12 protein-coding genes are annotated in these 14,546 nt (G+C 72.3%); all 12 read left to right on the forward strand.

The window, feature by feature from the left end; all coding sequences use genetic code 11:
• Positions 1-289: 289 nt before the first annotated feature.
• The 12 genes from AB0J72_RS37785 (at position 290) to sepF (ending at position 14,532) form a co-directional block, all read left to right on the forward strand.
• Positions 290-2,107 (forward strand): penicillin-binding protein 2, encoded by a 1,818-nt coding sequence (locus tag AB0J72_RS37785; RefSeq protein WP_363407765.1) that lies wholly within the window; start codon positions 290-292, stop codon positions 2,105-2,107.
• Positions 2,108-2,227: 120 nt separating this feature from the next.
• Complete coding sequence (locus AB0J72_RS37790; protein ID WP_363407987.1) at positions 2,228-3,652, forward strand: UDP-N-acetylmuramoyl-L-alanyl-D-glutamate--2,6-diaminopimelate ligase; 1,425 nt, start codon at positions 2,228-2,230, stop codon at positions 3,650-3,652.
• Positions 3,649-5,046 (forward strand): UDP-N-acetylmuramoyl-tripeptide--D-alanyl-D-alanine ligase, encoded by a 1,398-nt coding sequence (gene murF, locus AB0J72_RS37795; protein WP_363407768.1) that lies wholly within the window; start codon positions 3,649-3,651, stop codon positions 5,044-5,046. The genes AB0J72_RS37790 and murF overlap by 4 nt, the downstream gene beginning before the upstream one ends.
• Positions 5,043-6,164 carry a phospho-N-acetylmuramoyl-pentapeptide-transferase gene (mraY, locus tag AB0J72_RS37800; protein ID WP_363407771.1) on the forward strand — a complete coding sequence of 374 codons (1,122 nt, stop codon included), beginning with the start codon at positions 5,043-5,045 and terminating at the stop codon, positions 6,162-6,164. The genes murF and mraY overlap by 4 nt, the downstream gene beginning before the upstream one ends.
• Positions 6,165-6,260: 96 nt before the next feature.
• On the forward strand, positions 6,261-7,742 hold the full coding sequence (locus AB0J72_RS37805) for a putative peptidoglycan glycosyltransferase FtsW (protein WP_363407774.1): 1,482 nt from the start codon (positions 6,261-6,263) through the stop codon (positions 7,740-7,742).
• Positions 7,742-8,848: a UDP-N-acetylglucosamine--N-acetylmuramyl-(pentapeptide) pyrophosphoryl-undecaprenol N-acetylglucosamine transferase gene (locus AB0J72_RS37810; RefSeq protein WP_344503923.1), complete on the forward strand. Its 1,107-nt coding sequence runs from the start codon at positions 7,742-7,744 to the stop codon at positions 8,846-8,848. The genes AB0J72_RS37805 and AB0J72_RS37810 overlap by 1 nt, the downstream gene beginning before the upstream one ends.
• Positions 8,845-10,296: a UDP-N-acetylmuramate--L-alanine ligase gene (murC, locus tag AB0J72_RS37815; RefSeq protein WP_363407778.1), complete on the forward strand. Its 1,452-nt coding sequence runs from the start codon at positions 8,845-8,847 to the stop codon at positions 10,294-10,296. The genes AB0J72_RS37810 and murC overlap by 4 nt, the downstream gene beginning before the upstream one ends.
• Before the next feature lie 17 nt (positions 10,297-10,313).
• The gene (locus AB0J72_RS37820) at positions 10,314-11,078 is read left to right on the forward strand and encodes an FtsQ-type POTRA domain-containing protein (RefSeq protein WP_363407781.1); all 765 of its coding nucleotides are present in this window, start codon (positions 10,314-10,316) and stop codon (positions 11,076-11,078) included.
• Positions 11,075-11,575, forward strand: coding sequence for a DinB family protein (locus tag AB0J72_RS37825; protein ID WP_363407784.1), 501 nt, complete (start codon positions 11,075-11,077; stop codon positions 11,573-11,575). Before AB0J72_RS37820 ends, AB0J72_RS37825 begins: the two co-directional genes overlap by 4 nt.
• A 227-nt stretch (positions 11,576-11,802) precedes the next feature.
• The gene (ftsZ, locus tag AB0J72_RS37830) at positions 11,803-12,906 is read left to right on the forward strand and encodes a cell division protein FtsZ (protein WP_344503927.1); all 1,104 of its coding nucleotides are present in this window, start codon (positions 11,803-11,805) and stop codon (positions 12,904-12,906) included.
• 59 nt (positions 12,907-12,965) lie between these two features.
• Entirely contained in the window at positions 12,966-13,667 is a 702-nt protein-coding gene (locus AB0J72_RS37835; RefSeq protein ID WP_363407787.1) for a YggS family pyridoxal phosphate-dependent enzyme, read from the forward strand.
• 127 nt (positions 13,668-13,794) lie between these two features.
• Positions 13,795-14,532 (forward strand): cell division protein SepF, encoded by a 738-nt coding sequence (sepF, locus tag AB0J72_RS37840; protein WP_363407990.1) that lies wholly within the window; start codon positions 13,795-13,797, stop codon positions 14,530-14,532.
• Positions 14,533-14,546 lie beyond the last annotated feature (14 nt).

The raw sequence follows: 14,546 nt of genomic DNA on the forward strand, positions 1-14,546 counted from the left end.
CGGTGATGTTCGCCGTCCCGCTCGACGTCAGCGTGATGCTGAAGCTGATGATCGCCGTGGTGGTCCGGCCGGTCCGCGCGCCGCGGACCAGCGGGCCGCGAGGATCGGCATCGACCGGGAGCGGCCCGGCCCGCGGTCCATCGAGCGGGACGATCACGCCACGCCGGACGAGCGGGCCACGGACCCGCGGCCCCGGACGGGCCTGCCGAGGGCGGCCCAGGCCAGGTCCGGCGCGCTACCGCTGAAGCGCACCGGCGCCGCCCGCACACCGGCGAGACGAACCACCCCGGTGCGCAAACCCCGCAAGCAGAGCCGGGTCCGGGTCCCGCGCCTGCCGCACACCAGCCGCGCGCCGAAGCTCGCCGAGCCGCGCCGCCGGCTGCGGCTGGCCACGGTCCTGGCGCTGCTGATGTTCGCCGCGATCGCCATCCGGCTCGTCCAGCTGCAGCTCACCGACGCCAGCGCCTACGCCGCCCAGGGGCTCAAGGCCCGGCTGGTGCACGACATCCTGCCCGCGTCCCGCGGCGCGATCCTCGACCGCAACGGCAAGATCATCGTGCACTCGGTCGAGACGCGCTACGTCGCCGCCGACCCGCAGGTGATCAAGGACCCGGAGAAGGCGGCCGACGACCTGTTCGCGATCCTCGCGGACTACGGGGTGCTGCGCTCCGACCTGGTGCGCAAGCTGACCCCGCACAAGGGCGCCGACGGCAAGACCGACATCCGCTTCGAGTACGTCGCGCACCAGATCTCGATCGAGGACAGCGAGCGGATCGCCAAGCTCAGCATCGCCGGCGCGCTGGAGATCGGCCGTGACGAGCGCCGGCACGTGCCCGGCTACGACTTCGCGTCCAACGTGGTCGGCTACACCAGCAAGTCCGACCTGTCCGGCCAGCTCGGCATCGAGAAGGCGTACGACGCGCAGCTGCGCGGCATCGACGGCATGCACACGTACGAGCGCGGCCAGGGCGACCTCAACAAGCCGCTGCCGCAGGGCGTGCAGGAGCTGAAGCCGGCCCGCCCCGGCAGCTCGGTCGAGCTGACCATCGACAACGACCTGCAGTTCCTGGTGCAGAAGTCGCTCGGCGACCGGATGGCGGCGCTCGGCGCGTCCTTCGGCACCGCGATCGTGCTCGACAGCCGGACCATGGAGGTCATGGCGATGGCGAGCTACCCGTCGTTCGCCGCCAACGACCCCGGCAAGTCGGACCCCGAGGACCTCAAGGACCAGTGCACCGCGACGGTCTTCGACCCGGGCTCGATCCACAAGGCGATCATCATGGGTGCCGCGCTGCAGGAGGGGCTGATCACACCGTCGTCGACGATCACCGTCAACTCGAAGGTGAAGAAGGGCGACACGACCTACACCGACCACCCGCCGCAGAAGGACGGCACGGCGATGACCATCCCGGGCATCCTCGCGCTGTCGTCCAACGTCGGCACGATCGCCGTCGCGGACATGCTCGGCAAGGACAAGCTGTACGAGTACCAGCGCAAGTTCGGCCTCGGCCAGCGTACCGGCGTCGGCCTGCCGAACGAGTCGCCGGGGCAGCTCCTGCCGCCCGCCGAGTGGACCGGCTCCAGCCCCGGCTCGATCCCGATCGGCAACGGCGTGGCGACGACCGCGATCCAGATGGCCGCCGTCTACGGCGCGATCGCCAACGACGGCCTGTGGGTGCAGCCGACCCTGGTCCGGAAGATCATCGCGCCGGACGGCAAGGAGACCAGGCCGCCCGCGCCGGCGACCCGGCGGGTCATGGATCCGGTGTACGCGCAGCAACTGCGCACCATGCTGGAGGGCGTCACGACACTCGACGACGCGACCGGCCACCAGGCGGCGATCCCCGGCTACCGGATCGCGGGCAAGACCGGCACGTCGAAGCTGCCCAAGGACGGCGGCTACGCGCCCGGTGACGTGGTGTCGTTCATCGGCATGGCGCCGGCGGAGGCGCCACGCTACGTGGTCGCCGTCACCGCGCACGTGCCCGGCGGCGCGGGTGGTTCCGTTGCCGCGCCGCTGTTCAAGGACATGATGGCGGTCACCCTCAGTAGCTTCGGAGTCGCGCCGACGGGCACCGAGCCGCCGAAGCTGACGATCTACCCGTGACACCGACTCTGCCGCTTTCCGGCGGGACAGGTAGGGTCTGACCCCGTGCCCGGCTATCCCCGACCGAGGAGTGTCCGCCCCGTGCTCGCCGTCGAGCTCGCGGCCCTCGCCGGTGCGCCCATGGTGGCGCAGGACGGCGAGGTCGCCGTCACCGGCGTGACCCACAGTAGCTCCACGGTGCGCCCAGGTGACCTGTACGCGGCCCTGCCCGGGTCGCGGGTGCACGGCGCCCAGTTCGCCGGCCAGGCGAAGGAGGCCGGCGCGGTCGCCGTGCTCACCGACCCGGCCGGCCTCGCACAGATCGGCGACCTGCCCGCGATCGTCGTCGACGACCCGCGCGCGGCGCTCGGCGGCATCGCCTCGCACGTGTACGGCGAGCCGACCCGGCAGCTGACCACGATCGGCATCACCGGCACCGCCGGCAAGACGTCCACGGCGTACCTCGTCGAGGCCGGGCTGCGGGCCGCCGGTCAGGTCACCGGCCTCATCGGCACGGTCGAGACCCGCCTCGGCGACCTCACCATCGACAGCGCCCGCACCACGCCCGAGGCGACGGACCTGCACGCGCTGTTCGCCGCCGGCCTCGAACGCGGCGTCGAGGCCGTCGTCATGGAGGTCTCCAGCCACGCCCTGGAGCTCGGCCGGGTCAACGGAGTCCGGTTCGCCGCCGCCGGGTACACGAACTTCGGCATGGACCACCTCGACTTCCACCCCGACGTCGAGGCGTACTACGCGGCGAAGGCCAAGCTGTTCGACGGCCGCGCCGCCACCGAGATCCTCAACCTCGACGACGAGCGGGTCATGCGGCTGCGCAAGCCGGCGTCGTGGACCTACTCGGCGGCCGGCGACCCGGCCGCCGACGTCCGCGCCACCGGCATCACGCCCGACGGCTACGGCCAGCGGTTCACCGTCACCCGCCGGGACGTGTCCGTCGCGTCCGGCGTGGGCCTGCCCGGCCGGCACAACGTCGCCAACGCGCTGCTCGCGATCGCCGCGCTCGTCGCCGTCGGCGTCGACCTCGCCGTCGCGGCGAGGGCCGTCGCGGAGGCGCCCGGCTCACCCGGCCGGATGGAGCGGGTCGACGCCCCCGGCGACGTCCTCGGCGTCGTCGACTACGCGCACAAGCCCGACGCGATGGTCGAGGTCCTCGCCGCGCTGCGGACCCTCGCCGCGTCCCGGGGCGGGCGCGTCATCTGCGTCGTCGGCGCCGGCGGCGACCGCGACCGCGGCAAGCGGCCGCTGATGGGCCGGGCCGCGGCGGAGGGCGCCGACCTGGTGGTCGTCACCGACGACAACCCCCGCACCGAGGACCCCGCGGCCATCCGCGCGGAGGTGCTCGCCGGCACCAGGGGCGCCGCCGCCACCGTCGTCGAGGTGGACGGCCGGCGCGCCGCGATCGACCACGCGGTCGCCCAGGCCCGGCCCGGCGACGTCGTGGCGGTCCTCGGCAAGGGCCACGAGCGCGGCCAGGAGGTCGGCGGCGAGGTCCTGCCGTTCGACGACCGGGTCGAGCTCGCCGCGGCGCTGCGGGCGGTGGCGCCGTGATCCCGTTCACCGTCGCCGAGATCACCGCCGTCGCCGGCGGCACCCTGCACGCCGCCGACCCCTCGGCGGCCGGTGCCGCGGTCGTCGACGGCCCGGTGGAGTACGACTCCCGCAAGGTCGGACCGGGCGGGCTCTTCGTCGCGTTCGCCGGCGCGAAGGTCGACGCGCACGACTTCGCCGCCAAGGCCGTCGCCGACGGCGCGGTCGCGGTCCTCGGCAGCCGCCCCGTCGACGGCGTGCCCACGATCGTGGTCGAGGACCCGCGCGCCGCCCTGGGGCTGCTCGCGCGGGCCCTCCTGGAGCGGCGCGACGACCTCACCGTCGTCGCGGTCACCGGCTCGTCGGGCAAGACGAGCACCAAGGACCTCATCACGGCGCTGCTGCGCACCGCCGGGCCGACCGTGGCGACCATCGCGTCGGAGAACAACGAGCTCGGCACCCCGTACACGGTGCTCAAGGTCGCCGCAGACACCCGCTTCCTGGTGCTGGAGATGGGCTCGCGCGGCGCCGGGCACCTGGCCTACCTGTGCGACATCGCGCCGCCGGACGTGTCGGTCGTGGTCAACGTGGGCACGTCGCACATCGCCGAGTTCGGCTCCCTGGAGGGCACCACCCTCGCCAAGGGAGAGCTGGTCGAGGCGCTGCGCCCGGGCGGCCTGGCGATCCTCAACGCGGACGATCCGCGCGTCGCCGGGATGGCGGCCCGCAGCGCCGCGCCGGTGCAGTTCGCGGGCGAGTCGGAGACCGCCGACTTCCGGGCCACCGACGTCGAGGACCTCGGCCGCGGCAGGTTCGGCTTCACGATGCACCTGCCGGGCACCGACCCGGTCGAGGTGCGGCTCGACGTCGCCGGACGGCACCAGGTCGGCAACGCGTTACTCGCCGCTGCCGTGGCGTCGCACGCCGGTGTGGATCCGGCCACGATCGCCGCCACACTCGGCGATCTAGAGGGCTTGTCGAGCCGAAGGATGGATGTCTTCGACCGTGCCGACGATGTCACGGTCATCGACGACTCGTACAACGCCAATCCGGCGTCCATGGCGGCGGCGCTCCGGGCGCTCGTCGCGGTGGCCGGCGGGCGGCGGATGATCGCCGTGCTCGGCTCCATGGCAGAGCTCGGTGAGTATGAGCGAACCGGACATGAGGAGGTCGGTCGTCTCGCCGCTGAGCTCGGCGTCGACCGCCTCGTGGCCGTGGGCGAGCAGGCCGCGCCGATCCTGCACGGTGCGTCCGTCGTGGCGAGTTGGGGAGGAGACCCGGTGCTCGTGACCGATCAGGAGGCCGCCGTCGCGCTGCTGCGCGCCGAGCTGCGGCCCCGCGACGTGGTTCTGGTCAAGGGATCCAGGTACCGGACGTGGGACATCGCCGACGCCCTGCGGGCGGGCGTCAGGTGAGGGCCGTCTTCGTCGCCGCGTTCGTGGCGTTCCTCATCTCGCTGTTCGGCACCCCGATCGCGATCAAGTACTTCACCAAGCTCAAGGCCGACCAGCCGATCCGCACCGACGGACCGCAGGGCCACCTGGGCAAGAAGGGCACGCCCACGATGGGCGGCGTGGTGTTCATCTTCGCCACGCTCATCGCCTACACCGGCGGGCACATCGCGCTGACCACGCTGCCGGACCAGCAGCTGCGCCCGAGCGGCCCGACCGCGACCGCGGTGGTGCTGCTGGGCCTGTTCGTCTTCACCGGCCTGCTCGGCTTCCTCGACGACTACCTCAAGGTCGCCAAGCGCAACAGCGACGGGCTCAACAAGCGCGGCAAGCTCATCGGCCAGGCGCTGATCGGCGCGATCTTCGGCGCGATCGCCCTGTACGTGCCGGCGAAGCAGACCGGTGACGCCGTCGTCACCACGGTCGCCAGCCCGAAGCTGTCGTGGGTGCACGACATCGACTGGCTCGACATCACCAAGATCGGTGCCGTCGTCTTCTTCGTGTTCGTGGTCATGTCGATGTCCAACGCGGTGAACCTCACCGACGGCCTCGACGGCCTCGCGACCGGCACGTCGATCCTGGTGATCGGCAGCTACATGGCGATCGCGTTCTGGCAGTACCGGCACTGGTGCGCCGACCCGGAGTACACCGCCAGCTACTGCTACGACGTCCGCGACCCCCTCGAGATGGCGCTCATCGCCGGCGCGGCCGTCGGCGCGCTGGTCGGCTTCCTGTGGTGGAACACGTCACCGGCGCGGATCTTCATGGGCGACACCGGCTCCATGGCGCTCGGCTCGCTCATCGCCGGCCTCGCCGTGGCGACCAAGACCGTCCTGCTGCTGCCGCTGATGGGCCTGCTGTTCTTCATCATCGTCGTGACGTGGATCATGCAGATCGGCTCCTACCGCACGACCGGCAAGCGCATCTTCCGGATGGTGCCCCTGCAGCACCACTTCGAGCTCGCCGGCTGGAGCGAGGTCAACATCGTGGTCCGCTTCTGGATCATCGCCGGCCTGGGCATGGCCGCGTCGCTCGGCCTGTTCGCCGCCGACTTCCTGCGGGTGATGAGCGGCTCCGGCTGATCTCACCCGCCCGGCGCGCCGGGCATCGAACCGGTCCGACACGCCGGGACCCCTTGGTCGCCAGACCTCGCGGGTCCCGGCGGCATGATGGTCCCCATGCGGGGCGATGGGGAGCAGGACACGTCGGCGGCGGCCGCGCCGGTGCCACCGGCGCCGGCCAACCAGGCGCCGGCGGCGTCAGCGGCGCCCGCGCCGGCCGGCAGCGGGATCCTCGGCTGGTTCGACGCGCTGCGCGGCCTGCTCGACCGGCCCCTCGCCTCCTACTACCTGCTGCTGTCCAGCGTCGGGCTGCTGGTCTTCATCGGCCTGGCCATGGTGTTCTCCGTCACCGGCGTCGAGGGCGTCGCGGAGACCGGCGACCCGTTCGGCCCGGTGTTCAAGCAGACGATCTTCGCCGTGGTCGGGCTCGTCGTGTTCTGGGTCTGTCAGCGGCTGCCGGTGCGCACGTTCCGGGCCATCGCCGTGCCGCTGCTCATCTCCGCGTTCGTGCTCATGGGCTTCGTCGACCTGATGGGCTGGCTGGCGGCCAGCCGGACGCCGCCCGGCGCCGAGGTGGATCCGATCCACCTCGGCCCGGTCTGGGCCGAGGACCTGTGGCTGCACCTCGGCGGCGTGCAGGTGCAGCCGGCGGAGCTGGCGAAGGTCGCCCTCGTCGTCTGGGGCGCGGACCTGCTGGTGCGCAAAGGGCGCACGATCCTGTCGTGGCGGGAGCTGTTCATGCCGCTGCTGCCGGTGACGGTGGCGCTGCTGCTCCTCGTCGGCTACAACGACCTCGGCTCCATGATCTGCCTCGTGGTCCTCTTCACCGGGCTGCTGTGGGCCGCCGGCGCCCGGCTGCCGGTCTTCGCCTGGCTCGGCGGCCTCGCCGCCGCCGGCGTGCTCGCGCTGATCCTGCTGCCGGCCGAGAAGGACTACCGGCTGGCCCGCATCAAGGTGTTCTTCGACCCGTCCATCGACCCCGAGGCGAAGAACGGGCGCTACCAGTACCTGCGCGGCCTCTGGGCGATCGGCAACGGCGGCTGGTTCGGCGTCGGGCTCGGCGAGAGCCAGCTGAAGTGGGGCCGGCTGCCCAACGCGCACAACGACTTCATCTTCGCCATCGTCGCCGAGGAGCTCGGCGTCGTCGGCTGCCTGGTCGTCCTCGTCCTGTTCGGCATGCTCACCTACACGGGGCTGCGCATCGCCCGCCGGGTCGAGGACCCGTTCCGCCGGCTCGTCGCCGCCTCGATCACCATCTGGTTCGTCGGGCAGGCGATCATCAACATCGGCGGCGTGGTCGGGCTCATGCCGATCACGGGCCTGCCGCTGCCGTTCATCTCCGACGGCGGCACCGCCCTGGTCGTGGCCCTCGGCGCGGCCGGGATGCTCAGCTCCGCGGCCCGCGCGGAGCCCGACTGCGCCAGAGCCATGCACGCCCGTCCGCCGCGAAAGTGGGTGCGACTACTCTGGGCGCCGTTGCCGCCGCTGCCGCGCGCCCGCGCCGACAGTGACGGTGACGTCCCCTCGACACGCGCGACGGGTCGTCCACTGACGCCGCAGGGCGGCAGCCCAGGGCGGACCCGCGGAAGGAGCTCCTGATGGCAGCGCTGCGCTCCGTGGTGCTGGCCGGCGGAGGCACCGGCGGGCACATCTACCCGCTGCTCGCCTTCGCCGACTGCCTCCGCCGGCACGACCCCGGCCTGCGGATCACCTGTATCGGTTCGGAGCGTGGGATGGAGGGTGAGATCATCCCTCAGCGCGGCTACGACCTGCGCCACGTCCCGGCCTTCCAGCTGCCCCGCTCCGTGAACATGAACCTGGTCCGGACGCCGGACCGGATGTACAAGTCCGCGAAGGCGACCCGCGAGATCCTCGACGAGGTCGAGGCGGACGCGGTGGTCGGGTTCGGCGGCTACGTCTCCGTCCCCGCCTATCTCGCCGCCTGGCGGCGCAAGACCCCCACGATCATCCACGAGGTCAACGTGCCCGTGGGCGTGGCCAACAAGATGGGCATGCGCTTCACGAAGCACATCGTCCTGGGCTTCCCCCACCAGGCGCAGCAGATCCCGTCGGTGGCGCACGCCGAGGTCGTCGGGGTGCCGCTGCGGCAGAGCATCGCCACCCTCGACCGGGCCGCGCTGCGGGAGCGGGCCCGCGCCCACTTCGGGCTCGACCCGCACCTGCCGACGCTGTTCGTCTTCGGCGCGTCGGCCGGCGCCCGCTCGATCAACCTGGCGGTGTCCGGCGCGGCGAAGCAGATCACCGGCTCCGGGGTGCAGGTGCTGCACATCATCGGCGCCCGCAACGACGACGTCGAGGTCCCCACCGGCCTGCCCGCGCCGTACGTGAAGGTCAAGTTCCTGTCGGAGATGGAGCTCGGCTACGCGGCCGGCGACCTGGCGCTGTGCCGGGGCGGCGCGATGACCTGTGCGGAGACCGCCGCGGTCGGCATGCCGGCCATCTACGTGCCGCTGCCGTGGGGCAACGGCGAGCAGCGCCGCAACGCGCTGCCGGTCGTCGAGGCCGGCGGTGGCCTCATCGTCGAGGACGGCGACCTCTCCCCGCAGTGGGTCACCGACACCGTGGTGCCCCTGGTGCGCGACGGCGCCCGGCTCGCGGCGATGAGCCGCGCCGCCGCCGGTTACGGTCGCCGCGACGGCGACGAGGCCCTTCGCCGGTACCTGCTGAAGGTGGTTGGAGCATGACCTCGGAGACACAGCCGCCGCTCACCGCCGAGGACCTCGGCAGGGTGCACCTCGTCGGGGTGGGTGGGGTCGGCATGAGCGGGCTCGCCCGGCTCCTGCTCACCCGGGGCATCCCCACGTCCGGCAGCGAGCTGCGCGAGTGGCCGCAGCTGGCGGCGCTCAAGGCGCTCGGCGGCACGATCTTCCGCGAGCACCAGCCGGCCAACCTCGACGGGGTCGACACGGTCGTCTACTCGACCGCGATCCCGCAGGACCACGTCGAGCTCGTCACCGCCCGGGAGCGGGGGCTGCGGGTCATGCACCGCTCCGAGGCCCTCGCCGCCACGATGGTCGGGCGCAGGAGCGTCGCGGTCGCCGGTACACACGGCAAGACGACCACGACGTCGATGATCACCCTCATGCTGCAGCACGCCGGGCTCGACCCGTCGTTCGTGATCGGCGGGGAGATCTCCGAGGTCGGCTCCAACGCCCACCACGGCAGCGGCGAGCTGTTCGTCGCCGAGGCCGACGAGAGCGACCGGTCGTTCCTGCTCTACAACCCGCACGTCGCGGTCGTCACCAACATCGACGCCGACCACCTCAACACGTACGGCGACCTGCAGGGCCTCGAGGACGCGTTCGTCGAGTTCTGCGCCCGCGTCGAGCCCGGCGGCTTCGTGGTCACCTGCGCCGACGACCCCGGCGCCCAGCGGATGATCGTGCGGGTCCGCGAGGCCGGCGGCGACGTCGTCACCTACGGCACCGCCCCCGACGCCGACCTGCGCCTGACGGAGGTGCGCTCCTCCGCGCAGGGCGTGCGCTACGTGGCGCACCACGAGGGCGTGCCGCTCGGTGAGGTGCACCTGCCGGTCCCCGGCGCGCACCTCGGCCTCAACTCGGCCGGGGCGCTGCTCACCGCCCTGCGGCTCGGCATCCCGGCGGAGTCGGCGATCGAGGCGCTGGCGACGTTCCCCGGGGTGCGGCGGCGCTTCGAGTTCAAGGGCGCCGAGGCCGGCGTGCGGATCTACGACGAGTACGCGTACCACCACGTCCCGATCGAGGCGGCGATGCGCACCCTGCGCGAGGTCGCCGGCGACGGGCGGCTGATCGTGGTGTTCCAGCCCTACCGGATGTACCGCACCCGCGACTACCTGACCGAGATCGCCGCCGCGCTGTCCCTGGCCGACGAGGCGATCATCATGGAGGTGTTCGGCCCGGGCGAGGTCCGGGAGCCGGGGGAGGGCGGGGTCGCGCTGACCGCCGCCGTCGACCTGCCCGAGGACCGCAAGGTGTTCGTGCCGTCGTGGGACGACGTGGCGGACGAGGTCGTCGCCCGCGTCCGGGAGGGCGACGTGGTCGTCACGATGGGCGCGCCGCCGATCTCCCTCATGGGCGACGAGCTGCTCGCCGCGCTCAAGAACGCCGGCGACGGCTACGTCGGCCGGCACAACCGTCCCGACGGCGAATGACCAGGGACTGACCGCCCTTGACGTCCACGCGCGGCTGGCGGCTGGTCCTGGCACCCCGCTCGGCGCCCGCCGGCTCGTCGCAGCGCCGCTTCGCGCAGCGGGCCCGGCGGCACCGCCTCCGCGCCGTGCTGTCCTGGCTGGTCGGGCTCGGCGTCGTCGCGCTGCTCGGCGGGGCCGTCGCCGTCGTCTACGCCACGCCGGTGTTCGGGGTCCACGGGATCCGGGTCACCGGCGTGTCGGCGCTGGCGGCCCAGGACGTCCGGGACGCGGCCGGGGTCTCCACCGGCACGCCCCTGGCCCGGCTCGACCTCGCCGCGGTGGAGCGGCGGGTGCGGACGCTGAAGCCGGTCCGGACGGTCACCGCGTCCAAGGACTACCCCCGGACCCTGGTCCTCGCGGTGCGCGAGCGGACGGGGATCGCCGCGGTGCCGGCGGCGCTGGGGTTCGTGCTGCTGGACGCCGACGGCGTGGCGTTCCTCCCGGTCGGCTCCGTGCCGGCGGGCCTGCCGGTGGTGCGCCTCGCCGCGCCCGCCCCCGGCGACCCCGCCACCCGGGCCGCGCTGACGGTCCTGGCGGCGCTGCCGCCGTGGCTGCGGTCGCAGATGGTGGCCCTGGCCGCCGACGCGCCGACGCGGGTGCGGCTGGAGCTCACCGAGGGCCGCACGGTGGTGTGGGGCGACGCGACCCAGAACGAGGCGAAGGTCAGGGTGTTGCAGGTCACGAAGATCATGCCGGACAAGACGCTCGACGTGAGCGCGCCCGGGGTGGTGCTGGAGCGGTGAGCCGTGCCGACGTCCCGTTCGCCGGCGACGAGCGGTCGATGGTGCTCGGGTGGCTCGACTGGCACCGGGAGACCGTGCACGTGAAGTGCGCCGGGCTCGCCGAGCAGGACGCCTGGCGGACCCCGCTGCCGGCGTCGCCGCTGACCAGCGCCGCCGGGCTCGTGTCGCATCTCACGGCGGTCGAGTCGTACTGGTTCGAGCGGGTCGTCGCCGGGCTGGACGTGCCGGTGCCGTGGAGCGCCGGCGACCCCGACGCGGACTGGCGCCGGGCGCCCGGTGCCACCCTGGCCGGCAACCTCGACCGGTACCGGCGCCAATGCGACGTCTCGCGGGCGCTGATGCGCGATGTCGACCTTGACGGGACGGCGGCGGCGCCGCGGCACGGCGCGCCCGTCGCGGTCCGCTGGGTGCTTCTGCACATGATCGAGGAGACCGCCCGTCACAACGGACACCTCGATGCCGTTAGGGAATTGGTCGACGGCGTCGTCGGGGAATAGCCGACACGCCGGGCGGCGGTCCTTGGATCGCGACAGTCGGGCCCTTACCTTGCGATAAGGCATTAGTTGACATAACTATAAGCCTCTAGTAAAGGGTGAGGGTTTGCGGGACCCACATCCAGTGCGTCTGCATGGCGGACGCCGCCCGTCGCGGGGCCGGGCTACACCAGTCTGACGGCTCCGGGAAGGGATCGGCGCTCGCCAACCTCGAAAGGAAAGGCAGTCCGATGACACATCCGCACAACTATCTCGCGGTCATCAAGGTCGTCGGCATCGGCGGCGGCGGGGTCAACGCCGTCAATCGCATGATCGAGGTTGGCCTCAAGGGCGTCGAGTTCATCGCGATCAACACCGACGCCCAGGCCCTGCTGATGAGCGACGCCGACGTCAAGCTCGACGTCGGCCGGGAACTGACCCGCGGGCTCGGCGCCGGCGCCAACCCCGACGTGGGCAAGAACGCCGCCGAGGACCACCGGGACGAGATCGAAGAGGTGCTCAAGGGCGCCGACATGGTCTTCGTCACCTGTGGCGAGGGCGGCGGCACGGGCACCGGCGGCGCGCCGGTGGTGGCGAACATCGCGCGGAAGCTCGGCGCGCTGACGATCGGCGTGGTCACCCGGCCGTTCTCGTTCGAGGGCAAGCGCCGGCAGGTCCAGGCCGAGGCCGGGATCGAGGAGCTGCGCAACCAGTGCGACACGCTCATCGTGATCCCCAACGACCGGCTCCTGGCGCTCGGCGACCGGGGCATCTCGATGATGGACGCCTTCCGGCAGGCCGACCAGGTACTGCTCTCCGGTGTCCAGGGCATCACCGACCTGATCACCACGCCCGGCCTGATCAACCTCGACTTCGCCGACGTGAAGAGCGTCATGAGCGGCGCGGGCAGTGCCCTCATGGGCATCGGCAGCGCGCGCGGCGACAACCGCGCCGTCGAGGCGGCCGAGTCGGCGATCTCCAGCCCGCTGCTGGAGCAGAGCATGGACGGCGCACGCGGGGTGCTGCTGTCCATCGCCGGCGGCTCCGACCTCGGCCTGTTCGAGATCAACGACGCGGCGCAGCTGGTCACCGACGCGGCCCACCCCGACGCCAACATCATCTTCGGCGCGGTCATCGACGACGCGCTCGGCGACGAGGTGCGCGTCACGGTGATCGCGGCCGGGTTCGACGGCGGCGCGCCGGCCTACCGGCCGGTCGAGGCCCGCGCCCCGCGGCCGCAGCACCACCACCAGCCGAAGGAGCCGGCCCCGGTCGAGCGCCAGGCCCCGCCGCCGCCCCGGCGGGTGCTGTTCGACGACGTCGACGTGCCGGACTTCCTGAAGAACGGCGCCTGAAAGAATCGGGTGGGTCCTCCGGGGCCCACCCGATTCGTTTCGCATGCTCGGAGGGCCACGTGGGCGACGCACGGACCGCGGAGATCGAACACAACCTGGCCGTGGTCCGCGCCCGGGTCGCGTCGGCCTGCCGGGCCGCTGGACGGGCCGCCGACGAGGTGACCCTGGTCGCGGTCACCAAGACGTACCCCGCCGAGGACGTGACCCGGCTGGCCTCGCTGGGCGTGCTGGACGTGGGGGAGAACCGGGACCAGGAGGCCGCCCCCAAGGCCGTCGCGTGCCCGCCGGAGCTGCGCTGGCACTTCATCGGGCAGCTCCAGCGCAACAAGGCGCGCTCGGTCGCCTCGTACGCGTCGGTCGTGCACTCCGTGGACAGCCTGCGGCTGGTGGACGCGCTGACGGACGCCGCGGTGCGCGCGGGGCGCGACACGCCGCTGGGCGCGCTCGTGCAGGTGAGCCTCGACGACGACGAGCACCGCGGCGGCGCGGTCACCGGAATTATCGAACAGGTGGCCGAATCAATCGCGGCGAGCCCCGCTTTGACACTCAAAGGTGTGATGGCCGTCGCGCCGCTCGGATGGGATCCGGACGCGGCATTCGAGCGACTCGCCGCCGTATCCGCCCGCCTGCGGATCTCCTTTCCGGACGCGGACTGGATTTCCGCCGGCATGAGCGACGACCTCGAATCCGCGATTTCGCACGGCTCGACACATGTCCGTGTCGGTAGCGCATTGCTCGGAAATCGACCCCCACTGGGGTAGCCTGGCCGCGGGAACGGAAAAACTACACGGGTGTGGTTCTGCGCCGGCGGGGCGGTGTCACACCATCGTGATCGGTGGCACCGACAACGGGGGGAAGTGCCGCATGGCGGTGGACGGAGGAGCGCGCATGGGTGCTCTGCGCAGGGCGGGTGTATGGCTCGGGCTCGTCGAGGACGAAGACGAGCGGGGCTACGACGACCGTCACTACCGGGGCTACGGTGACGACTTCGCCGACGACGAGGACGACGTCGACGAGGTGCCGGCGCCGCGTGCCCGCATGACCTCCGACCGGCTCTCCGTGTCCGATCGGCTCTCGGTGTCGGACCGGCTCTCCACCCCCTCCTCGGAGCGGCTCACCGCGTCCGAGCGCCTCGCCGCCGCCGAGCGGATGACGACCTCGGAGCGCCTGACGGCGTCCGAGCGGCTCTCCGCGGCCGAGCGCGACGCCGCCGCCGCGAGCCGCAGCACCGTGCGCTCGATCACGCGGCCCACCACCGTCAGCTACCCGACACGAGACAACCTGGCGGTCGCGCCGCAGCCGGTGACGAGGGAGCGGACAGTGGTCGAGGAAGAGGCCGACGACCGCCGCTACGCGATCACGACGCTGCACCCCACGACGTACAACGAGGCCCGGACCATCGGCGAGCACTTCCGTGACGGCCACCCGGTGATCATGAACCTCACCGAAATGGACGAGGCCGACGCGAAGCGACTGGTCGACTTCGCGGCAGGACTGGTGTTTGGCCTGCGTGGTAACTTCGAGCGGGTGACCAACCGGGTCTTCCTGCTCTCTCCGGCAAATGTCCAGGTCACCGCAGAGGACAAAGCTAAGATCGCCGAGGGCGGGTTCTTCAACCAGAGCTGATGCGAGGACTCAAC

Source organism: Dactylosporangium sp. NPDC049742 (assembly GCF_040674675.1).
Taxonomy (GTDB): domain Bacteria; phylum Actinomycetota; class Actinomycetes; order Mycobacteriales; family Micromonosporaceae; genus Dactylosporangium; species Dactylosporangium maewongense.

Coding starts and splice junctions, on each gene's coding strand:
- AB0J72_RS37790 (WP_363407987.1), top strand. CDS start 2,228: ATGGTGGCGCAGGACGGCGAGGTCGCCGTCACCGGCGTGACCCACAGT.
- AB0J72_RS37805 (WP_363407774.1), top strand. CDS start 6,261: ATGCGGGGCGATGGGGAGCAGGACACGTCGGCGGCGGCCGCGCCGGTG.
- AB0J72_RS37810 (WP_344503923.1), top strand. CDS start 7,742: ATGGCAGCGCTGCGCTCCGTGGTGCTGGCCGGCGGAGGCACCGGCGGG.
- murC (WP_363407778.1), top strand. CDS start 8,845: ATGACCTCGGAGACACAGCCGCCGCTCACCGCCGAGGACCTCGGCAGG.
- ftsZ (WP_344503927.1), top strand. CDS start 11,803: ATGACACATCCGCACAACTATCTCGCGGTCATCAAGGTCGTCGGCATC.
- sepF (WP_363407990.1), top strand. CDS start 13,795: ATGGGTGCTCTGCGCAGGGCGGGTGTATGGCTCGGGCTCGTCGAGGAC.